This window comes from Chitinophaga sp. sic0106, assembly GCF_019219075.1.
Taxonomy (GTDB): Bacteria; Bacteroidota; Bacteroidia; order Chitinophagales; family Chitinophagaceae; genus Chitinophaga.
Window position 1 is genome coordinate 30,887 of the sequence record NZ_JAHUWJ010000011.1, and the last position, 21,467, is coordinate 52,353.

Genomic DNA, 21,467 nt, shown 5'->3' on the forward strand with positions numbered 1-21,467 from the left:
AAGAAGGCCTCTCCTGCGAAGGAGAGGCTTTTTTTATGGATAGTTCCTCCGCCAAAGGCGGAAGAACTATCCTGCATTTTCTGAAGGGCCGCAGGCTCTTCCTAAAATGCAGGTGATAAGCTGTATAAGCATATCATTTTAATCGATAATAGGCGATCAAAATATGCAGTAGCTTTATCCTCAAATCATGCGATATGGGAATTATTGTACAGCAAACCTATACCCGTCAGCAAGAAATTGTGAACGGGCTGATACATGCGGCAGGAGTAATATTTGGAGTAAGTGCATTGCCGGTGCTCACGGCCATTGCGGCCACACACGGCAACACGCCGGGGATAGTAGGAGCGGGCATTTACAGCTTTTGTTTTATCCTGTTATTTACCAACTCCACAGTATATCACCTGAGCCTGGAGCCTTATGTAAAAAAGATCTTTCTGGTGTTTGACCATATCAGTATTTACTTTCTGATAGCGGGTACGTATACGCCTTTTTTGCTGGTGTATATGCTCAACAGCTTCGGGATCACGCTGCTCTGTATTTTGTGGGGGCTGACGCTGGTGGGCGTGTTCTTTAAGATACGGTTTACCGGCCGGTTTGATATCTTATCAACCATCATCTACCTGGCAATGGGTTGGATCATGGTGATAGGCGGGAAGCGGTTTTTTGAAAACATGCCTGTTTCGGTGATTGTGATGTTGTTTGCCGGCGGCATCTTATATTCTGCCGGCGTGTTTTTCTACATATGGGATAAATACAAGTTTACACATGCCGTATGGCATTTTCTGGTACTGGCAGCGGCTATCTGTCACTATGTGGCGGTATTGCTGGCAGTATAAACAAAAAGCAGGTAAGTGATCACCTGCTTTTTTATTTTTAGGGAGATGGCAATGCCGTTTTGCTTAGTTGCCTACCTGTTTGAAATCTCCTTTTCCACCCGGGCGGCCACGTTTAACAGCTGCACTGTCACGGCGCATGTCCCCTTTAGGGCCCTGATGCTTCATGCCGGTGGTATCATGCCGGAATTCTCCTTTAGGCGCATTATGTTTAACACCGGTGCTGTCGCGACGCATCTGGCCGGCTGGGCGGTGTTTCACTCCGGTTGAATCATGACGCATCTGGCCATGGTCAGCTTTTTTCTCTTTCTTAGGTTTATCCTGTGCTACAACGGAAGCAGACATACCCAGTACCAGCGCAGGAATAAGGATAGCGGTTAATTTCATTTTTACGCGTTTGATTTTTTTATAAAGTGTAGAGATTAGACGGCGGCGGGTAATAATTGTTTAAAACCAATTAAAAGTTATTTTTGAGTTCTTAAAAAACTGATCCGGATCTGATGAAAAAGTTTCTAATACTGGCGATAGCTGTGATGGCCATCCTGGCGGCGTGTAAGAAAGACAGTGACAGCGCAATACCGCAGACCTCCTCTAATTTTATGTTTTTCAACGGAGTGCCTGGTAGTTCGTTTGGTGTGTTGATAGATACGGTGAGTATTTCTACCGGTGTGGCTTTTGGCCAGTCCACGACTTACCGTTCCTTCAAGGCCCAGGCTTATAATTTGTATATCTACAATACTGCTAATCCCACTCAACTGATTAGCTTCGGACAAGTCAATCTTCGTAATGGCAAGCATATCTCTGCCTACCTTGGTATTGACACCACCGGTGCGATACCAGCCGGATTAAGGATGGTACTGGCAGAGGATGATTTGTCGGGCGTTCCGGGGCAGCAGGCCCGCTACCGGGTAGTGGATATGAGCGATACCTATAAAACCAACCGGAATAATAAGTCTTCGCTGGCAATGGATTTTAATGTGGATACCAGCCGCTATGTATGGGGATTCAGGGCTATGCAGTTCACATCTTATTCTGACTTTAAAACTATTCATGCTGACAGTACCTATAAGTTGAATGTAAACTGGGTAGATTCCAGTAAGCGGCTAGGTACATTTCCGATGGATCTGAAGAACGGTAAGGTATATACGTTTGTGGCTACCGGCAATGCGCTGGATTCTTTAAATTTCAAGGTATTTATGGTGCAGCACAACTAAAATGCCTATATTGGGGCCACAGGAAGCTGTATCCTGCTGTAGCTAAGCAAATGGCCGCCTGTTAAGTTAAAACATAGCTAAAACTTTAAAACTAAATTTTAAAATCCGGCAAAAGTTTTATTTTAGCCGTTCTATTTCAAAATTGTAGAAAATCTACCCTTAAACATGCGCACTCGTAATCAAATCGTAACAAAAGGATTATTGGCCACACTGACAGCAGGCTTGTTCATGGCGTGCCAGAACAACAAATCTGCGAACAATGCACCGGCTGCATCAACCACTAATAATGCTGCTACAGCTGCTGCCAGTTTCAAAATTGCGTATGTTGACTTAGATTCTCTGGAAGCGCGTTTTGAGTATTTTAAAGAAAAGAGAGCAGAGCTGGAGAAGAAACAACAGTCTATGGATAATACGCTGCAGGCGAAAGCCCGCAGTCTGCAAAATGAGTTTGAAGATCTGCAGCGCAGAGCGCAGACACTGACGCAGGAGCAGGGTGAAAATGCACAACGTAGCATCCTGGCTAAGAAGCAACAACTGGAACAGGAAGCTGCGCAAATGCGTGCTACTTACTCCGAGCAGGAAGCTAAATTTAATGATGAGCTGCAGACCCGCCTCGACAATTTCCTGGAAGCTTTCAATAAGGACAAACGTTTTGCTTACATCTTTTCTTATCGTAAAGGCGTAAGTAATATCCTCTGGAAAGATTCCAATTATGATATTACCACTGAGGTGATCAAAGGCATGAATGAGCAGGGAGCTACTCCGGCTAAATAAGCGCCTTAGTTCACAATCTTGGAGAAAATCACTACCTTATAGTCCTGGTTCAATGAGCCAGGATTTTTTTGTACTTCTACTTTAACTTATGGAAATCAACCAAACTAAATCATTCAAGCCCACTTTAGGCTTACTCGATGCCACTATGGTAGTAGCCGGTTCCATGATAGGTTCCGGGATCTTTCTTGTTACCGCGGAAATTGCCCGCAACGTGGGCGGTGCCGGCTGGATCACCGCCATGTGGGTGCTGGCAGGCGTGGTAACACTTATAGCCGCTTTGAGTTACGGAGAACTATCCGGTATGTACCCTAAAGCAGGTGGACAGTATGTGTACCTGCGCGAAGCCTACAACCCTTTTATTGCCTTCTTATTTGGCTGGACACAGTTCAGTGTTATTCAAACAGGTACCATTGCCGCTGTGGCTGTGGCTTTTGCGAAATTTACCGCTTACCTGGTGCCAGGTTTCAGTGAGAAAAATATTTTGTTTGAGTCGTCGCTGGTGGATATTTCGGCGGCGCAGATTGTAGCCATTGTGTCTATTGTGATACTAACGTATATCAATACACGTGGTGTGCAGCATGGGAAGGTGATACAGACAGTATTTACGCTGGCTAAGCTGTTGTCGTTATTCGGGTTGATCATCTTTGGTTTTCTGATTGGAGCGAAAGCGGAGATCTGGAACGCTAACTGGGAGAATGCCTGGAGTGCAAATTCATTGAGTCTGACCGATGGTAATATGGTGACTGCAGCATTAAGCGGCATCGGGTTATTAGGTGCTATAGCTATCTCCATGAAAGGTTCCCTGTTTTCCAGTGATGCCTGGAACAACGTTACTTTCATTGCAGCGGAAATCAAAAATCCAAAAAAGAACATCGGGCGTTCCCTGTTTTTGGGTACGTTGATCGTTACTATTATCTACGTAAGTGCCAACCTTATGTACCTGGCTGTTTTGCCTATTAAGGAGATTGCATTTGCTGCTAACGACAGGGTAGGCGTGGCTGCTGCGGAGCATATTTTCGGAAGCACCGGCAGTATGGTGATTGCAGTGATGATTATGATTTCCACCTTTGGCTGCAATAACGGATTGATTTTATCTGGTGCACGCATTTATTACACCATGGCGCAGGACAAGCTGTTTTTCAAAGGAGCAGGAGAGCTGAATGCCAACAGCGTGCCTGCAAAAGGATTGTGGATACAATGCTTCTGGGCATCTTTTCTTTGTTTGACCGGAAGATATAACGACTTGCTGGCGTTGGTAATCTTTGGTGTATTACTGTTTTACATACTCACAATCTTGGGCATATTTATTCTTCGCAGTAAGCGTCCGGACATTGAGCGTCCTTATAAGGCGTTTGGGTATCCCGTGTTACCCATTGTGTACATCGTGGTAGCGTTGGCGTTAGCATTATTACTGCTGATGTTTGAAACGCGCTATACCTTGCCAGGACTGGGTATTATCCTGATGGGTGTGCCTTTATATTATCTAGCTATGAGCCGTCAGCGTAAGAATATTACCAGCTAAAATGGAAAAATAAAGTTCAATTTTCACACAAACGTTGTATAAAAAAAGTGGGCCACTGCACATAATATTGCAGTGGCCCACTTTAATTTGCATCAAGAGGCGAAGAGATAACGAGGCGGCAGTTTCCCCGATTAGTAGTAAATGATTTGAAACCCTGAAATTAAATCGGCCCTTAGGACATCATATGAGGAAATGAGTTTGATAGTCCGGCATCAAAGAACCACTTTAGATTATTGATTGTTCCCACTGCGAAGGCAGTAATTTGAAATGTGACTGATCAATGTGACTGGATTGTTTTTTGAAACCCTCAAAAATTTTTGCCATAGAGTAATGATACTTCATTTAAAAAAAATTACAATTCTAAAATATTATACAAGCGCTGACGACTGTGCTATTGTTTTAGCTGTGCGTTAGCCGGAGTAACAAGTTATGAGGTAATGACCTTGCGGGATTAGACATCCACAAGATAACCATTGATGCCTACACGATTTGCATTCTCGAACATTCACATGACAATCTTTTACAATAAGCGTATGGTTTCAACCGTGCGCTTTTTTTATGTCTGATATTCAGGTTTCTTCCCTCGTCAAAGGCGATGGAGGCCTGAAGTGAGTGGGGGTCAAGGTCCCCGCTCACTTCAGGTAATTCGGTGGAGGCCTTTGTGAGATATAGAAATTAGTTATAATTTTGACAGATGTTTACTCAACTGTGCAATCAGATTTTTAACCAGAGCATACTGGACTACCACCAGTATAACGATGTGCATCAAGCCATCAGCAATCCATATGACAAAAGCAGCATCGAGCACCTGCTTTACCTGAAAAACTGGATAGACACGGTGCAGTGGCACCTGGAAGATATTATCCGTAATCCGAATATTGACCCGGTGGAAGCCCTGGGAATAAAACGTTGGATCGATAAATCCAACCAGGAACGTACGGATGTGGTAGAATATATCGACAGCTATTTCCTCGAAAAATACAATACTGTAACTCCTGCTGCAGATGCCGCCATCAATACGGAGAGTCCGGCATGGGCGATTGATCGCTTGTCGATTCTGGCATTGAAAATTTATCACATGCAGGAAGAGGCTACCCGTGCGGATGCTACACCAGAGCACCGGGAGGCCTGTCAGCGTAAACTGGATATATTGCTGGAGCAGCGTGGTGACCTCGGCACTGCCATTGAGGCACTGCTGACCGATATTGCAGCAGGCAGGAAGTACATGAAAGTCTATAAGCAGATGAAGATGTACAACGATCCTTCACTGAATCCGGTATTGTACAAGGGCGCACAATAACTGAATCACTCATTCAAATCTGAATAAATTGGCAGCTGCAGCAACCAGACGTACACTGCTCGTCTTCCGCTTTTCGGCGCTGGGCGATATGGCCATGACCATTCCTGTCATGAAACAGGTGCTGGACAGCCAGCCTGATCTCCAGATCGTTTTTGTATCCAACAAAAACTGGGGTGCGCTTACGGAGGGTATTGAGCGATTAATTTTTTATCCGGCAGACTTTAAGGGCGCTCATAAAGGCATTCCCGGTCTTTTTAAATTGTTCCGGGAGCTGCGGAGTCAGTTCAATATTGCTGCTGTAGCGGATTTACATAATGTGCTGCGGTCTAAGATAGTGAGCACCTTTTTCAGGGCCACTGGTGTGCGGGTACGCACAATCGATAAGGGCCGGGCAGAAAAGAAAGCACTTACCAGGCAGGAAAATAAGGTCTTACAACCACTGACTTCCACTATTGAACGTTATGCAATTGTATTCAGGCAATTGGGAATCAATGTAGAAATGGGAACAAAGCCCGTTTTTAGCCCCAGGGAGCTTACGGAGCCTGCCAAGGCAGTAGTGGGTGCCAAAGGGGCCGAAAAATGGATAGGAATTGCCCCTTTTGCCACTTACCGGGAGAAAATGTATCCGCTCGCGAAAATGGAGCAGGTGATTGCTTCCCTGTCTTCCCAACCCAATCAAAAGATACTGCTGTTTGGCGGTGGGAAAAATGAGGTGGAATTATTGCAGGCACTGGCGGCAAAGTACCCGAATACGGTGTCTGTTGCCGGTAAGTTTTCACTGAAAGATGAGCTGTCGGTGATTAGCCAGCTGGATCGGATGGTGAGCATGGACTCCGCCAATATGCACCTGGCCTCCTTATTTGGTGTGCCGGTTATTTCTGTGTGGGGAGCTACTCATCCATTTGCAGGATTCATGGGGTACGGGCAGCTGGAAAGTAATGCGGTGCAAATCAACGACCTCTCGTGCCGGCCATGTTCCGTGTTCGGAAACAAGCCTTGTTTCAGGGGCGATCATGCCTGTATGGAATGGATAAAGCCTGAACAGATCACGGAAAAAGCAGGGTTTTAAATTTTTTTTTGCAGATTCAAAAAAAGTTATACTTTTGCCATCCCAAACAAAGGGGGCCTTGCCCGATAGTATAAGGGTAGTACATCAGATTTTGGTTCTGACTGTCTTGGTTCGAATCCAGGTCGGGCAACTACTTCAAAAGCCGCTTTCATAGCGGCTTTTTTTATTTCCAGTTTTATAGCAAATTTTTATGGATGTTGCACTTAGGCGTTGCACTTTTTATGGTGGCATTTGAACCACCGTGATTTGTGATCAATAAACCCGAAAATGGCAACTTAAATTAAAATATTGCCTCTGTGGCAATGTTTTATACTCGCTACCATAGCGACTTTCTAGTTTTATAGCATAAATTCTAAGGTGTTGCACTTGGCTATGTAACTACCGTGGCTGGCATTTAGCAGGTCCAACGGTAATTGTATAGACCAGCTGCCTTTAATTGTCGGCAATTGTGGTTAACCCTCTTAATTATGTTAAAACAAAAGGAAAGAAAGAAAAGTAATGGTAAATCCAAACAGGAAAACCCCAAAAAGGTCTTATTGCGAATTGGTTGTTGGCGCACACAAATAAAAGTGACTCCTGAGAATTGGAGCACTTCAAAAGCATCTACGTATGCGGATTGGGTAATTTGGTCCAGGTACCATGATCCAAGATTTAAAACGAAGTATCCAAAAGGTAAATACCTGGTTAAAAGGGGTATGAATGATACCAAGGATTTGAAAGCGCGACAAGCATGCACCGACTTAATTATTGATGAATTGGAAAAGTTGTTGGACGTTCATCATTACAATCCAATCACGGAGAAGATAAACCCTTTAGAGCTTAAAAGTGATCTGCCGGCTGAAGATTTGGAAGGTGCTGTTACAGATAATACTTTATTTCTTGCTGCTTTATGGCATGGATTTAAGCAGTTATCGTACGTTCCTAAAGCCATGGACGATGTAAAGTCGGTGATAAGGGGTGTTGGCAAGGCCGCAAAAGCGCTGCAATATGACCTGCTGCCAATTTCGGTTATTCGGCCCATGCATATTGTGAGAATTTTTAATTGGCTGAAAGCAAATAATGTAAAGTTTTCTGATAAGCGTCAAAAAAAGTATAAAGCATACCTGATGGGTATCTTTTGGGAACTGGTAGACTTAGAACGGTGCGGAAGATTTGTTGACAGATGAGGAAAGGCAGCAAATTGACCGCCATCTGAAGCAATACTCATATACTACATGGAGATATACTAATATGTTTTTTCACAGTAGTGTAAGGTCTACTGAGTTTTTCAGGGTAAAGTATTCTCATGTTAACTTAAAAGAGCAGTATTTCTTCACTTTAGTCTATAAGAGAGCAGAAGGGCCAACTTGGGTAAAAAGGGTTATAAAGGATATTGCCTTACCTTTCTGGACAGAATTGATGGAGGAATGTGAAGCACTAAAAGCAACAACTGGTAATGAGGAATCGGACCCATACATTTTTAGCCGGGACCTGCGGCCCGGGGTATCAAAAATTGACGAGGAAACTATAAGTAGACGTTGGAAACGTTGGGTTAAAGCTGAGCCCAATGGTTATAATAATGGCCTTGGTATCAAAAAAGGCTTTTACAAAATCAAGTCCTTGGCCAATACGGAGCAGATGGATATTTTGTCGGAAATTATGGGTATAAAAGCCGCAGAAAAGCTGGTTGCAAATCATAATGCGCATACAACACCAGTAATGCTTCAAAGGGTATACGATAAAAAATATCATTTTCGAAAGGAGGCTGAAATAAAGTCAATAATGAATAGTTTTGCCAGGGTATAAAAGAGGATAGTGCTGGCTCTGCCGGCACTATCCTAACATGATAGGTATTATTTAAATTTACTTGAATAGGTCTGAATGATGAATGGGCTATAAAATTGAAATAGTCACGACTTAATCTGACAGTACAAGTATTTTTGTATGGTTAAATCGTAGCTATTACATAATAGCTATTGTTTTGAAATCTAACGATATAGATCAGATTGACACCGTTAGATTTCAAGTGACTTATTTGGCTGAGTACATCTGTATCAAGAATGGTGGAGCTATAAACACTTCTTCATTTTCTTTGCTGATGACATCAAATACCAAACTCATGTCCTTAATCAACTCAGTTGGTGAAAATGGATTTGTCATATAATCATGATGGGCAGCGGCATAGAGATGTACCCACCAAACGGTAAACTGCTTCCGATCTTTTACACTGGGAATAAATTTATACCAAGGGAAGGTATCAAGATCGGGATAATGCGTTTCAATAAATTTTTTAAATAAGTCATTGCTATTTTTTGAGAAAATTGCGGGTTGCAATAGATGCCCATTTTCGTAAGATAACTTGACTGAATAAACATGAGTTTTCCCATCTTTACATATATCCATCGGTACCCAATTAGTTCTATTTAAGTAGTTTGCATAAATGGGTTTGGTATCTTGTGCGCTGCATAATTGGACAGACAGTATAATAAGAGTAAAAAGATATTTTTTCATTTGAATTGTATATTGAAATTTGTTAATTCACGTAGGATGGCCACTATTAGTTGCATTTTGTACCTGATAGTCCGACGCGGTAATTCAATGCTGTGCTTTCAATACTATTCTTTTCACTTAGTGGCTTATTTTTATATTGGTCTGTGTCTTGTAATCCGATCCAAACCAAAGCCTGCGCGTCAATGTCTGATAGTCCAGGAAACAATTCTTGTAAAGCATACTTCATTCTGTTGAAATACAAGTCGCCGACCATTTGACCATGATCCCATGGGTTTGTAGATTCTCTTCCATATTCTACTTTATAATAACCGTGGATAATCTCATGAATAATTGTAGCTGAAACATATTCTTTTGATCCACTTGCGATTGCTGTATTTAATTTTGTGTTTATCCGAACAAATCTGGCAGGGTCTGAAATACTATCCCCGGCTTCAGTACCATCCGTTATTCCATCATGAAAAAGGTCTGGAAAATCCGTGCTTGGTCCTTCACTGAAATTTACCTCAACCATCTTGTCAGATTCGTAGCAAGTCTTTAGTAAATCCGCAATGTAATTGGTAAGATTTCCCATAGCCAATTCAGCCAATGCTTGCCTTAAACATGCACTTGTTAATGAATCTCTAATGTCTCTTAAGACCACTGGTGGAGGTTCCAAGTTACCAGGGGTAGTACCACCTTCGCCACCACCACCGCCATCTTCAGGGGGCGGCAGTTCCTGCCAGTCTCCGGGACCATTTGAGCCAGGACCTTCCGGTCCTGCATCTCCTGTGCAATATTGGTTAGAAAAATTGAATTACCATGGTCCGCCATTAACGCTATAGTAATAGTTAATGGTTACACAGCTTCTTACACCGTAATTATTACTATTATTGCTAACCCTGCCATTGGTAGGGCTATTTGTGGTAATTAGTTTGCCGCCCTCCATAGCAAAACTTCCCGGATTACTACCCGACCAATCCTGAACCAAAGTAAGGCCGGAATAACCAGGTTCTATTGATCCAGTAGGGATATTCCGCATAACAATGTTTCTGTAAATACTGTCCTTGTCTTTGTAGATTAGCAGGTAATCTTTATAACGCAGTGGTAGTACGTGGTTTTCGAAGGTTACTCCCTGCATACTGTCAACTGATAATGGGACCTGGACAATAGTTCCCCGGCTTAACTGCCTGGTGGTAGCATCATCCCAACGCGGGTCACCGTGTGTAAAACTGCCTTCAATTCTGGCATTGCTGCCGACATTTTTTACCAGGACATTTTTTTCAAAATATTTACGGGCGTCCTGGATTACATCAGGTTCTTCCTGTAGTATTTGAGGGCTTTTTGAACATCCCAAAGCTAAAAGAATGATTAATAGGGAAAGGGGTCTTTTGAATACCATATATAGATATTTGGTTAGAAAATACAAAACAGGTTTGCATGTCTGTAGGTATTGCATCGGGAAATACAATGCCCAGGAGGCCGGAAATATTAAGTTAAAACAGGGGCTTAAAATCCACCAGGGTTATGCTATTGCATACTATAATATGTCATGATGAAATATTAGATTGCTTTTGTTCGGAATTTGGTTGCTATGTATCTGTTTATGGTCTTGAATCAATTGAGGGATTATTTACATCGATTCAATTTTGGGAAGCTCTGGTCATTCACGACTATACTAATATAGCTATTATAATTCAAATATTAAATTTTTCATTTTGGCATGATAAATTTAAAGTCCTTACCAATAAAACAAGGCTGCATTTACACTGTAAATAAAATTTATGAAGCCTATCTCCTGTCGCTAACAGTAGATAGGCTTACCTGAATATTAAATGGTTGACCCCATTCTGAAGGAAGTCATGCTTCATTTGCTGTCCGGATTCAACCGCATAGTGTTCGCTTTTGAACAATAAACAATTTTAATTATATTGAATTTCAACTTATTACGACATGGCATTTTATTAGTTGACCTATCTGAAATCAATTTTTTTATGATCCGGAATTACCTGAAATCAGCCTGGCGCAATTGTAAATCCAACAAAGGATATACGTTGCTGAATGTATCAGGATTGGCAATTGGAATGGCAGTAACGCTGCTGATTGGTATGTGGGCGTACGAGCAATACGGGTACAATAAATTTTTGCCGGACTACAAACAGGTATACCAACTCAAAACAAATTATATCAATAACAACGGGCAAATGGAAACTATGCCCTGGGTATCTATTCCTTTGACGGAAGGTGTTCGTAACAGCGTCACCGGTGTGGAGAAATCAGCTGTTACTGATGTATTTTCAAAAAGAACTTTTGTAATAGGAGATAAAAAATTTGAATTCACGGGAGGGGCTGCGGATGTGGATTTCCTGGATATCTTCCGTATTCCGGTGGTCAAAGGTGGCCGCGATTTACTGCAGGATCCTAATAGCATTGTATTGACACAATCTACTGCTAAAGCATTATTTGGAGATGCTGATCCGATTAATCAAATTGTAAAAGTTGATAACCAGTTTAACCTGCGGGTCACAGGAATTATTGAAGATGTTCCTGCCAACGCTACAGTGCCTTTCGATTTTGTTTTCCCATTCAAAGCGCTGTATCCTGCTAACGAGTGGATGCAGCATGTACGTAATGATTTTGGAAATAATTCTTTCCAGTGTTTTGTAAAGCTGGCGCCGGGTGTGAATCCTGAAAGTGTAGCGAAGCAGGCCTCCCAGCTCATCGCGAAAGGGTTAGGGGATAATCATTTGACGGCAATGTTGCATGCAGCATCACAGTGGCGACTATACGATCAAATCGAAAACGGTAAACCCACGAGCGGATTCATTAATTATGTGCGCATGTTTATGAGCATCGGTATATTGATCCTGATTATAGCGTGTATTAATTTCGTAAATCTCTCCGTAGCTCAATCAGATAAACGTGCAAAAGAGGTAGGTGTGCGTAAAGCGATCGGTTCCAGTAAAACTGATCTGGTGCTTCAATTCTTAACGCAGTCGTTTTTACTTACCGGTATAGCTACCGTATGTAGTCTCCTTATTTTAGTGCTGGTGTTGCCAGCCTTTAATGCAATGGCCGGCAGTGAACTGAAGCTGCCGCTGGGTAATCCCGCAGCCTGGGGAGTGCTATTGGGATTCATCGTATTGGTAACCTTGTTGGCGGGCAGCCGGCCTGCATTTGTGCTATCGGCCTTCCGGCCGGTAATGGTACTGAAAGGATTGAAACAACCAGGAAAAAATAGTGGTGGTGCAATGAAAACGATGGTAATCATTCAGTTTGCGGCCTCCATCGCATTAATCATCGGCACTGCCACCATTTATCAACAAATACAATATGGTAAGTCGCGGCCTACGGGGTATAATATTTCCGGCTTAGTAGCTACAGACATGACTGCCGATCTGAGTCGTAATTTTACGGCACTAAAAAATGATCTGCTGGCTTCGGGCGCAGTGAAGTCTGTCACCGCAGCTACCAGTCCTACAACGGCGGTATGGTCGCACAGTGTTATTAACGACTGGAAAGGAAAAACTACTGCATCCGCCAGTTACCTCAATGTGGCACGTGTGGCAGTATTGGAGGATTACTTTTCGACTACGGGCATGCAGTTAAAAGAAGGTCGGGATTTTCATGCAACTATCGGTGCTGATTCCAATGCGGTAATCGTGAACGAAACAGCGGTGAAGCAGATGGGGCTGACATCTCCCATAGGCCAGCTGATTACCTGGAATGGAAACAAGCGGGTGGAGATAGTAGGGGTGGTAAAAGATGCATTGATGGTATCACCATTTACCCCAAGCGAGGCCACCGTTTTTTATCATAGTGACAACAACGGCTCAGTGATCTATCGCTTGTCTGAAACGATGCCCACAGCAGATGCACTGGAAAAAACGGCTGGTATTTTTCAACGGTACAACCCTGCTTACCTCTATAACTACTCCTTTGCTGATGTGGACTACCAGCAGAAATTTAATATGGAAACGCTGACCGGTAAGCTGGCAGGGATTTTTGCGGTACTGGCTATTTTTGTGTCCTGCCTGGGATTGTTGGGCCTGGCTGCCTTAACAGCGGCTACACGCACCAAAGAAATAGCTATCCGTAAAGTGATGGGGGCTTCCATTTCCAATCTCTGGCTGCTGCTGAGTACACAGTTTGTAATACTGGTGCTGATTGGCGGTGCTATTGCCGTGCCTGTAGCCTGGATGGGACTTAACTCCTGGCTGAGCAAATATGCATATCATACGGAGCCGAGTCCGGTTTTATTTGCTTTGGCATTGCTGCTGGCGGTGGTAATCACGGTTTGTACAGTGAGCTATCAGGCGATTCGGGCGGCGTTATTAAATCCTGTACACAGTCTCAAATCACAATAAGTTGATTGAATGTTATATTGCAAGGGCCGGACTTTTCCGGCCTTTTTATTGTCCGCATATCTTTGGGGAAGGACCAATATGCGGAAAGGCAGCACCACACGTGCTGCCTTTCCGCATAAAACTAAAGCCATTATTGAGCTTATATCGCCTTCAATGTCTCCGTAAATAACTGATAAAATCTTTCCACAGATGAAATCTGTACCCTTTCTTTTGGTGAATGTGCATCCAGAATAGTAGGGCCAAATGAAATCATATCCATACCTGGCAGGTGCGAACCGAGGATACCACATTCCAGCCCTGCATGCACAGCACCTACTTCCGGCGCTTTACCATACTGCGCTTCAAACAGTTTGGTCATCAGTTGCAGCACTGCTGAATTGGGATTTGGCTTCCAGCCCGGGTATCCGCCTTCCTGATTAATTTCACAACCCATGTTTTCCAGGCCTGCGCGCACGGCGTAGGCTACATCTTCTTTCGTACTTTCTACGCTGCTGCGTTGCAGGGATTGTGTGGTGAACACGCCGTCTTTCACGATTATGCGTGCCAGATTAGTGGAGGTTTCTACCAGGCCGTCTATCTCAGGACTCATGCGGTATACGCCATTTGGCAGGGCGTAAAGTGCGCGGGTGAGCTTTTCGAAATAATCAGGTTCCATCATCAGGCCAGGGTTGCTGGCTTTCTTCAGTTCTATGGTAAGATCCTTTTCGATGGCGCTGTATTCTTCTTTCAGGGTAGTGGTAAAGTTGCTGATGAACTCCAGGAAATCTGCTTCCTCTGATTTGGATATCAGTACCTGTGCTGTGCTTTCGCGAGGAATTGCATTGCGCAAGCTACCGCCGTTGATGCTTACCAGTTGTATATCAAACAGTGGCTGCGCTTTATACAGCAGGCGGTTCATGAGCTTATTGGCGTTACCGCGGCCTTTCAGGATATCCATGCCGGAGTGTCCACCGAGGAGTCCTTTGAGTTCTATGACATACGACAGGAATCCATCGCCTGCAGGGATTTGCTTGTATTCCCCGCGTGTATTGGTGTCCAGGCCGCCAGCGCAGCCAATGGTGAAGGCATGCTCTTCTTCTGTATCCAGGTTTAGTAAGATGCTACCGCTGATCATGGAAGGATCCAGCTGGATGGCTCCGGTCATACCGGTTTCTTCATCTATAGTGAAAAGTGCTTCCAGTGGGCCATGTTGCAGGGTTTTGTCTGCCAGCACTGCCATGATAGCTGCTACGCCAATTCCGTTGTCTGCACCAAGTGTAGTACCTCTGGCTTTCACCCAGTCGCCGTCGATGTACATATCAATGCCTTGTGTGTCGAAATCGAAATTGGTATCATTATTTTTCTGGTGCACCATATCCAGGTGCGACTGCAATACAACTGTTTTTTTCTTTTCCATGCCAGGGCTGGCAGGCTTTTTAATGACCACGTTGCCGACGGTATCCTTCGTGGTAGGGAGGCCCAGCTGTTCCCCAAATTTTACGATGAATTCAATTACGGCAGCCTCTTTTTTAGAAGCCCTTGGGATCGCATTCAGTGCTGCGAAATATGACCACAGTGACTGTGGCTGAAGGTCTTTCCATTCCATTGTTGTAACGTTTTAGTGGTTATTCCGGTGGAAATAACGGGCTCAATTTAACGAATATCATACGGTCGCGACTATATTTTTTTTTCTTAAAATATTTGTTCTGTAAATATCGCTTCGTATATTTTTTCAGCGTTACCCACCATTCGTTTAATGCGCATGGGAAAGTTGATGTAATTGGCTACTATAAAGGATTTTCAGGGATATTTTTTTGGCATCGGCATCATCACACAGCAGTATCCAAAAGCTTGTGGACTCAGGCATATGCTGTATGTGAGTAACACACCTCACTACAATTATTTGTGGTATGGTATTTTAATTTTTTTCCGCAGCTCTTGTTTTTTTAAAATATTGTTCTACTTTTGCGACCCATTGATGCCCGATAGTATAAGGGTAGTACATCAGATTTTGGTTCTGACTGTCTTGGTTCGAATCCAGGTCGGGCAACAAAAGGCTTTACTTGAACCGTTGTAGTTTTATACTGCAACGGTTTTTTTCTTCGCAGGAATAGCATACTTTTTTTCTCCACGGTAGTAAACGCACTCGTCATTCACAACTTCCCGAATATCCTTTTGATTTCAAATAATAAATCATTTTCTCACCATGGTTATAACAAGGCTTTTAAGCGAGGGGGAAGAAGTGTTTAGTATTAAAAGGGATAAATTTTCCTGTTCATAACCGGACATGATTGTTTCAAAAATGAACAGTTATTATAAAAAATGTGTTATATGGTATTGATAATCAATTCCTTTTTGTCCGGCATTTTCTTCGCTGCTACTGATACTAAATTGTGTATCGAAAAATTTATGTCTTGTTATGATCCGAAATTTCCTCAGCGTAGCATACAGAAATCTACTGCATAATAAATTTTTTTCCACTATCAACATTGCCGGACTGGCAGTAGGGATGGCCGCAGCCTTCCTTATTTTGTTATGGATACAGGATGAAAAGAGTTATGATACCTTTCACGAAAAGAAAGACAGGATTTATGAAGTATGGAATAAGGTTGCGATGGCAGGGGAAATGGAATGCTGGAATACGGTATCAGCGCCAACTGCAGCAGCATTGGCAAAAGATTTACCGGAAGTGGAGCGCGCTGTGAGAGTAAACTTTAATGATGATTTCCTGTTTGCAGCAGGTGAGAAAAAAATAATAGCATCCGGGATTACGGTGGATACAGGATTCTTACAGGTATTCACTTTTCCAATGCTGGAAGGAGATGCCACCACCGCACTCAGCGACATGCACTCCATTGTGCTGACGGAAAAAATGGCCAGGAACCTTTTTGGAGATGAAAGTGCTATCGGGAAAATTGTAAAGATTGAGCATAAAGACAATTATACCGTCAGCGGGGTTTTAAAGGATTTACCCAATAATTCCAGGTTTCATTTTGCCTACCTGTTGCCGTGGTCTTCTCTCAAATATGGTCAGGGACAGGATTTGGGCTGGAATGATAACAGTACTCCTACTTATGTATTGTTAAAACCCCATGTAAATGTTTCGGCAGTTGCGGCTAAGGTGAAAGATGAAAAACAACGATACAGTACGGATGCTAAGCATATGAAGTGGGAATTATTTCTTTATCCGCTATCACGGTGGCGGCTACACTCCAGCTTTACGAACGGTGTGGAGGATAATGGCGGCCGCAGTGCCTATGTAAAGATATTTGGCATTATTACCATCTTAATATTGCTGATTGCCTGTATCAATTTTATGAACCTAAGCACCGCCCGCAGTGAGAAACGCGCCAAAGAGGTCGGCATCCGAAAAGCGGTAGGAGCAGGAAAGAGTTCCCTCATCGGTCAGTTTATAGGAGAGTCCATTTTTATTGCACTGTTGGCAGGTGTGGTGGCATTGATATTGGTGTTACTGTGTCTTCCTGCTTATAATAAGCTTACCGACAAACAACTTTTTATCGATTATGGTAACCCATATACCTGGCTATTTTTTATAGGTTTCGTATTATGTACGGGGATACTCGCCGGAAGTTACCCCGCATTCTTTCTTTCTTCCTTCCAGCCGGTAAAAGTATTGAAAGGTACTTTCAGGCAGGGCAATGCCTTGGTAACACCCAGGAAAGCACTGGTAATTGTTCAATTTACCTGCGCTATCATCCTTATCATTTGCACTATTATCGTAAAGCAACAAATAGATTATGGCCGTAACCGCACAACGGGCTACAACAAGGACCAGCTGATCTATCACTTCATGACGGGGGATATTCCTAAGAACTATTCACTCATCAAGAATGAATTGTTAGAAAGTGGTGCTGCCGTATCCCTAACAAGAACAAACTCTCCGCTCACGGAACGCTGGAGCGATGGCTGGGGGCAATCGTGGGCAGGTAAAGACCCCAATGTTAATATTTCCTTTGACCGGTATCTGGCAGACGAAGGGCTGGGGGCCACGGCTGGCCTGCAATTCATAGCGGGGCGCGACTTTGATCTGCAGAAATATCCTACTGACTCCACGGGGCTGATTATTAACGAATCGGCGCTAAAGCTCATGAAGTTTAAAGATCCGATAGGTATGGAGGTGAGCGACCTGGGGATAAAATGGCATATTGTGGGAGTTATCAGGGACTTTATTCTCACCAGCCCGTATGAGCCTACAAGGCCCATCCTGATCTGTGGTGCAAAGAGCGCTTTCATGACATTCCAGGTGGTACAGATAAAGCTCAGTGGAAGTACCGCCGGTAGCTTAAGTAAAGTAGCATCGATTTTCAAAAAATACAATCCGGATTATCCTTTTGAATACACATTTGTAGATGAAGCCTATGCGTTGAAATTTGATAATGAGCAGCGTCAGGGTACGTTGGCGGCTGTATTCGCCGGACTCACCATTTTCATATCCTGCCTGGGTTTATTCGGGCTGGCCGCCTATATGGCAGAAAACAGGATCAAGGAAATTGGCGTGCGGAAAGTATTAGGTGCATCTGTGGCGAGTATTGCAACATTACTGTCTGTTGATTTTGTTAAGTTGGTGCTGATTTCATTTTTAATAGCAGCACCGTTTTCCTATTGGATGATGCACAAATGGCTACAAGATTACCAGTACAGGGTAACCATTCAGTGGTGGGTATTTGTATTAGCATGCAGCCTGTCAGTAATCATTGCAATCGCTACGGTAAGCCATCAAGCCATCAGAGCTGCATTGGTGAATCCAGTGAAAAGCCTGCGGAAAGAATAGTGTGGTGCGCTTAAAACCTGCACTGTGCCGTAAACCCGGTAAAAATAATATCCTTCCCTGGTCCCACTAGCTTTAAATATTTCCCGGCGTCAAACCAGGTAAACTCCGCACGCAGACTAATAAAATTATTCGGGTTGTAATTAAATGCGCCTGTCAACTGTTTGCCAATATGCTTTTCAGGAGTGTCACCATCCGGATAGATCAGCGCCATATTTACGGCGTATATACCATCTGTACTGCGGTGCCGCCAAAAAATATCATAGTCCATATCAAAAGTTAGCTGCCTGTTTAATTGTAAAGTGACCCCAGGGTGAATGTCCATGAGGTTGGAAGGGCCTATCAGTGCTGCCAGGCCGAAGTAAGCACCTTTTGGAAACAGGGGATTGAATGTTTGCAACCGGTGGTCACCTTTATGTGCGTCGCCGCTTACGATTTCAGCTTTCAGACTGGCAGTGGGTTTGAGCGTTAGCTGTGTGAATTGGTAAGAGGTGTTGACGGAGGTCGTCCAGGCTGAAATAGATTTACCTCCCATATTCCCAAACTGGTAGAGTCCTTCTACATCGTATAGCCATTTACGTTTGCTGTTCCAGATACGGGCACCGGCGGAATGCCTGATTTCTTTGCCACTGCCGTCGTTGTATATGGCATTGTCTTTTCGCAGGCCTAGATAATAGAGGTCTATATTTTGGAGTAGTGGCAGCTGATGGCGTGTGGCATAGGCTCCCCAAAGGCTTGTATGCTTATTAAAGCCGTCATTGAAGATGCCCTTTTTGGCAGCTACGTAATTGCCATAAAAAGTTTCCAGGTTATAATTGCCACTATTAAATAAAACCCTTGCTGCGTCAAATGACTGCCGGTTGTTGGGCGATTCACGTACGGACACCAGTCGTTGGGACCCATACATCAGTTCCTGCCTGCCCAGGCGTACAACTAAATTTTTTTGTGCAGATGATAGCATATGCAGCTCGGCGAAGGCCTGGTGCAGTTCCAGCGGGTCCTCATCCACAGGGCTGGTAGCTGGTTTGCTGTTGGCCATACTGCTTTGCAGCTGGGCAAAGGCGCGAAACCATTTGCCCAGCCGTATGTCTGTATGAAATAAAAATCTGCTCAGCGTATAGCCATCCTCATCCTTCGGTTCCTCGCCCCATGCTTCGTTCTGGATGAAAAAGTATTGGAACCGGACTTCGCCACCGAAGCTGACAGCACTATTTCCTGATAAGGGCGTGTACTTCATCTTTTCATACCAGGTGGGGGTGGTATCGGTTTTCAGCAATGAGTAATCTTCATCGTAGCGGAGAGGCTTGAATGCAGGCATTTGCTGCGCTGATGATACTGCACAGCCGGTGAAAATAGCAATGGTAATAAGCAAGGCAGATTTCATAATTATTTAGATTGATAGCCACCGAAGTATTTTACCGGTGACCAGGAAGGAATAACATCTATCGGTGCCGGGCCTACGTTTTTGTAAGCATCAGCGGCATATACTACCTTACCATCAACGATGGTCATCACTGATGTAATGGATTTAATTTTTTCTTCTTCTACGGCAAAGTAGTCCTGGTCAAGTACTACCATATCCGCAGCGTAACCCGGTTGTATTTTTCCTTTGCCCGATGCTTTGATCAGGTTGTAACCGCCGTAGGTAAAGAGCTGGAGGGCAGTGGCGCGATCGAGTGTATTTTCTTTTGCCATCACCTGGGTGCCACCAATGGTTTTACCGCTGGTGATCCAGTAGAGGGCTATCCATGGATTGTAGCTGGCCACGCGGGTGCCATCCGTACCGAGGCCGGTGGGGATACCCAGTTCCAGGATACGTTTTACCGGAGGTGATGCAAGAGCTGGCTTAGTGCCATAGCGTTGTATGAAGCTTTCGCCCTGGTAGGCCATGCGGTGTTGCAGGGCAATGCCGCCACCGAGGGCTTTAATGCGCTGGAGGTTTTCTTCCGATACTGTTTCCGCATGATCAAAGAACCATACGAGGCCGTTGAGCGGCGTTTCTTTGTTTACGGCTTCAATTACGTTCAGGAAGCGGCTAATACTTTCGTTATAGGTAGCGTGCAGACGGAATGGCCATTTGTTTTTTACGAGCAAACTGATCACTGCTTTCAGATTGGGCTCCATGGTAGCAGGCAGCTCCGGACGGGGGAACAGGAAGTTCTCGAAATCTGCACCATCGGCTACGAGGTTTTCGCCGCCGCCTTCTACATGGTAGTCCACTGAGTTGTGATCATATGCTTCCAGGTTTACCATGCCGATCCATTTCGTATAGTCGTTGAGTTCAGCACCTTTCTTTTGTGCAAAAAGGAAGTAGGGGAGTCGCACCGTAATTTTCCCTTCTTTGTTTAACGCATCAGTGATGCTGTAGTCGTCCGGGAAGTTCTGGAACCCGCCGCCGGCGTCCATGACCGCAGTTACACCGAGGCGGTTGAGTTCAGTCATGTATTGCAGGGTGGAATTGATTTCTTCTGCTTTGCTGAGCGTAGGCAGTTTGGCAAGGGTGGAATATAGGATGAAGGCGTTGGGTTCTGCCACCAGGAGGCCGGTGGGATTCCCCTGTGTGTCTTTCTGGATGAGGCCCTGCGGTGGATTGGGGGTGTCTCCCGTGATATTTAATCTCTCTATACCTGCTTTATTTAACCATGCTTTACCGTAGAGGTATAAAATAAACGTTGGTACGTTACCGGTAGCTTCATTTATTTCTTCCAAAGTAGGTAATCTTTTTTCTGCAAACTGGTATTCATTCCAGCCACCTACTACGCGTACCCACTGGCCGGCAGGTGTGCGCTGTGCCTGCTCTCTGAGCATTTGCAGGGCACGTTTGAGTGTGGTTACACCATCCCAGCGCAGTTCTGTATTATAAAAGCGGCCCCCTCTGATTACGTGCAGGTGGCTATCGAACAGGCCGGGAATCACTCGCCTGCCATTAGCGTTTATTACCTGGGTGTTTTTTCCTTTGAGTCGCAGGATAACTTCATTGGTACCTGTTTTAAGCACTTTGTGATTTGCAATAGCTACTGCCTGTACTTCCGGTTGCGCACGGTTGAGTGTAGAGATTTTGCCGTTGGTGATGATGATTTCCGCCTGTTGTGCGTATAGGTTACCTGTGATAAGCAGCAGGCTGGCATAGAAAAATAGTTTCATGAAGAGATAT

17 protein-coding genes and 2 tRNA genes are annotated in these 21,467 nt (G+C 44.1%); 12 read left to right on the forward strand and 7 right to left on the reverse strand.

The window, feature by feature from the left end:
* Nucleotides 1-194: 194 nt before the first annotated feature.
* Nucleotides 195-836 carry a hemolysin III family protein gene (locus KW844_RS16985; RefSeq protein ID WP_218377972.1) on the forward strand — a complete coding sequence of 214 codons (642 nt, stop codon included), beginning with the start codon at nt 195-197 and terminating at the stop codon, nt 834-836.
* A 63-nt stretch (nt 837-899) separates the two neighbouring features.
* Here the strand turns inward: KW844_RS16985 and KW844_RS16990 are convergent, their stop codons facing one another.
* Entirely contained in the window at nt 900-1,220 is a 321-nt protein-coding gene (locus tag KW844_RS16990; RefSeq protein ID WP_218377973.1) for a hypothetical protein, read from the reverse strand.
* Nucleotides 1,221-1,333: 113 nt separating this feature from the next.
* Here KW844_RS16990 and KW844_RS16995 point away from each other — a divergent pair, with 113 nt between their 5' ends.
* The 8 genes from KW844_RS16995 (at nt 1,334) to KW844_RS17030 (ending at nt 8,497) form a co-directional block, all read left to right on the forward strand.
* Nucleotides 1,334-2,047, forward strand: a complete 714-nt coding sequence (locus KW844_RS16995) for a DUF4397 domain-containing protein (RefSeq protein ID WP_218377974.1) — start codon at nt 1,334-1,336, stop codon at nt 2,045-2,047.
* Between the two features lie 165 nt (nt 2,048-2,212).
* Nucleotides 2,213-2,821, forward strand: coding sequence for an OmpH family outer membrane protein (locus tag KW844_RS17000; protein ID WP_218377975.1), 609 nt, complete (start codon nt 2,213-2,215; stop codon nt 2,819-2,821).
* Nucleotides 2,822-2,909: 88 nt separating this feature from the next.
* Complete coding sequence (locus KW844_RS17005; protein ID WP_218377976.1) at nt 2,910-4,343, forward strand: APC family permease; 1,434 nt, start codon at nt 2,910-2,912, stop codon at nt 4,341-4,343.
* A gap of 694 nt (nt 4,344-5,037) precedes the next feature.
* Entirely contained in the window at nt 5,038-5,643 is a 606-nt protein-coding gene (locus tag KW844_RS17010) for a DUF4254 domain-containing protein (protein ID WP_218377977.1), read from the forward strand.
* A gap of 28 nt (nt 5,644-5,671) precedes the next feature.
* Nucleotides 5,672-6,712, forward strand: a complete 1,041-nt coding sequence (locus KW844_RS17015) for a glycosyltransferase family 9 protein (protein WP_218377978.1) — start codon at nt 5,672-5,674, stop codon at nt 6,710-6,712.
* Nucleotides 6,713-6,771: 59 nt separating this feature from the next.
* Nucleotides 6,772-6,842 (forward strand) — tRNA-Gln (locus tag KW844_RS17020).
* A gap of 337 nt (nt 6,843-7,179) precedes the next feature.
* Nucleotides 7,180-7,878 carry a hypothetical protein gene (locus tag KW844_RS17025; RefSeq protein ID WP_218377979.1) on the forward strand — a complete coding sequence of 233 codons (699 nt, stop codon included), beginning with the start codon at nt 7,180-7,182 and terminating at the stop codon, nt 7,876-7,878.
* A complete protein-coding gene (locus KW844_RS17030) occupies nt 7,865-8,497 on the forward strand; it encodes a hypothetical protein (RefSeq protein WP_218377980.1) in 633 nt (210 codons plus the stop codon). Before KW844_RS17025 ends, KW844_RS17030 begins: the two co-directional genes overlap by 14 nt.
* Nucleotides 8,498-8,722: 225 nt before the next feature.
* Here KW844_RS17030 and KW844_RS17035 read toward each other — a convergent pair whose 3' ends face one another.
* The 3 genes from KW844_RS17035 to KW844_RS17045 form a co-directional block, all read right to left on the reverse strand.
* Nucleotides 8,723-9,202, reverse strand: a complete 480-nt coding sequence (locus KW844_RS17035; protein WP_218377981.1) for a hypothetical protein — start codon at nt 9,200-9,202, stop codon at nt 8,723-8,725.
* 46 nt (nt 9,203-9,248) lie between these two features.
* Nucleotides 9,249-9,857: a hypothetical protein gene (locus KW844_RS17040; protein ID WP_218377982.1), complete on the reverse strand. Its 609-nt coding sequence runs from the start codon at nt 9,855-9,857 to the stop codon at nt 9,249-9,251.
* Between the two features lie 138 nt (nt 9,858-9,995).
* A complete protein-coding gene (locus tag KW844_RS17045; RefSeq protein ID WP_218377983.1) occupies nt 9,996-10,535 on the reverse strand; it encodes a hypothetical protein in 540 nt (179 codons plus the stop codon).
* A 637-nt stretch (nt 10,536-11,172) separates the two neighbouring features.
* On the opposite strand from KW844_RS17045, the gene KW844_RS17050 reads away from it, so the two are divergent.
* Nucleotides 11,173-13,545 carry an ABC transporter permease gene (locus tag KW844_RS17050; protein WP_218377984.1) on the forward strand — a complete coding sequence of 791 codons (2,373 nt, stop codon included), beginning with the start codon at nt 11,173-11,175 and terminating at the stop codon, nt 13,543-13,545.
* 139 nt (nt 13,546-13,684) lie between these two features.
* Here KW844_RS17050 and KW844_RS17055 read toward each other — a convergent pair whose 3' ends face one another.
* Nucleotides 13,685-15,130: an aminoacyl-histidine dipeptidase gene (locus KW844_RS17055; protein ID WP_218377985.1), complete on the reverse strand. Its 1,446-nt coding sequence runs from the start codon at nt 15,128-15,130 to the stop codon at nt 13,685-13,687.
* A 373-nt stretch (nt 15,131-15,503) separates the two neighbouring features.
* Between KW844_RS17055 and KW844_RS17060 the strand changes: the two genes are divergently transcribed.
* Nucleotides 15,504-15,574: transfer RNA gene (locus tag KW844_RS17060), tRNA-Gln, on the forward strand.
* Nucleotides 15,575-15,943: 369 nt separating this feature from the next.
* Complete coding sequence (locus tag KW844_RS17065; RefSeq protein WP_218377986.1) at nt 15,944-18,316, forward strand: ABC transporter permease; 2,373 nt, start codon at nt 15,944-15,946, stop codon at nt 18,314-18,316.
* Nucleotides 18,317-18,326: 10 nt separating this feature from the next.
* Here KW844_RS17065 and KW844_RS17070 read toward each other — a convergent pair whose 3' ends face one another.
* Together KW844_RS17070 and KW844_RS17075 are read right to left on the reverse strand one after the other, a co-directional pair.
* Nucleotides 18,327-19,697, reverse strand: a complete 1,371-nt coding sequence (locus tag KW844_RS17070; RefSeq protein ID WP_218377987.1) for an alginate export family protein — start codon at nt 19,695-19,697, stop codon at nt 18,327-18,329.
* A gap of 2 nt (nt 19,698-19,699) precedes the next feature.
* Nucleotides 19,700-21,457 carry an amidohydrolase gene (locus tag KW844_RS17075; RefSeq protein ID WP_218377988.1) on the reverse strand — a complete coding sequence of 586 codons (1,758 nt, stop codon included), beginning with the start codon at nt 21,455-21,457 and terminating at the stop codon, nt 19,700-19,702.
* Nucleotides 21,458-21,467: the final 10 nt, after the last annotated feature.

Excerpts from the sequence above, each read along its gene's own strand:
- KW844_RS17055 (WP_218377985.1), bottom strand. The coding sequence starts at position 15,130 with ATGGAATGGAAAGACCTTCAGCCACAGTCACTGTGGTCATATTTCGCA.
- KW844_RS17010 (WP_218377977.1), top strand. The coding sequence starts at position 5,038 with ATGTTTACTCAACTGTGCAATCAGATTTTTAACCAGAGCATACTGGAC.
- KW844_RS17065 (WP_218377986.1), top strand. The coding sequence starts at position 15,944 with ATGATCCGAAATTTCCTCAGCGTAGCATACAGAAATCTACTGCATAAT.
- KW844_RS16985 (WP_218377972.1), top strand. The coding sequence starts at position 195 with ATGGGAATTATTGTACAGCAAACCTATACCCGTCAGCAAGAAATTGTG.
- KW844_RS17035 (WP_218377981.1), bottom strand. The coding sequence starts at position 9,202 with ATGAAAAAATATCTTTTTACTCTTATTATACTGTCTGTCCAATTATGC.
- KW844_RS17000 (WP_218377975.1), top strand. The coding sequence starts at position 2,213 with ATGCGCACTCGTAATCAAATCGTAACAAAAGGATTATTGGCCACACTG.
- KW844_RS17025 (WP_218377979.1), top strand. The coding sequence starts at position 7,180 with ATGTTAAAACAAAAGGAAAGAAAGAAAAGTAATGGTAAATCCAAACAG.
- KW844_RS17075 (WP_218377988.1), bottom strand. The coding sequence starts at position 21,457 with ATGAAACTATTTTTCTATGCCAGCCTGCTGCTTATCACAGGTAACCTA.
- KW844_RS16995 (WP_218377974.1), top strand. The coding sequence starts at position 1,334 with ATGAAAAAGTTTCTAATACTGGCGATAGCTGTGATGGCCATCCTGGCG.
- KW844_RS16990 (WP_218377973.1), bottom strand. The coding sequence starts at position 1,220 with ATGAAATTAACCGCTATCCTTATTCCTGCGCTGGTACTGGGTATGTCT.
- KW844_RS17050 (WP_218377984.1), top strand. The coding sequence starts at position 11,173 with ATGATCCGGAATTACCTGAAATCAGCCTGGCGCAATTGTAAATCCAAC.
- KW844_RS17070 (WP_218377987.1), bottom strand. The coding sequence starts at position 19,697 with ATGAAATCTGCCTTGCTTATTACCATTGCTATTTTCACCGGCTGTGCA.
- KW844_RS17005 (WP_218377976.1), top strand. The coding sequence starts at position 2,910 with ATGGAAATCAACCAAACTAAATCATTCAAGCCCACTTTAGGCTTACTC.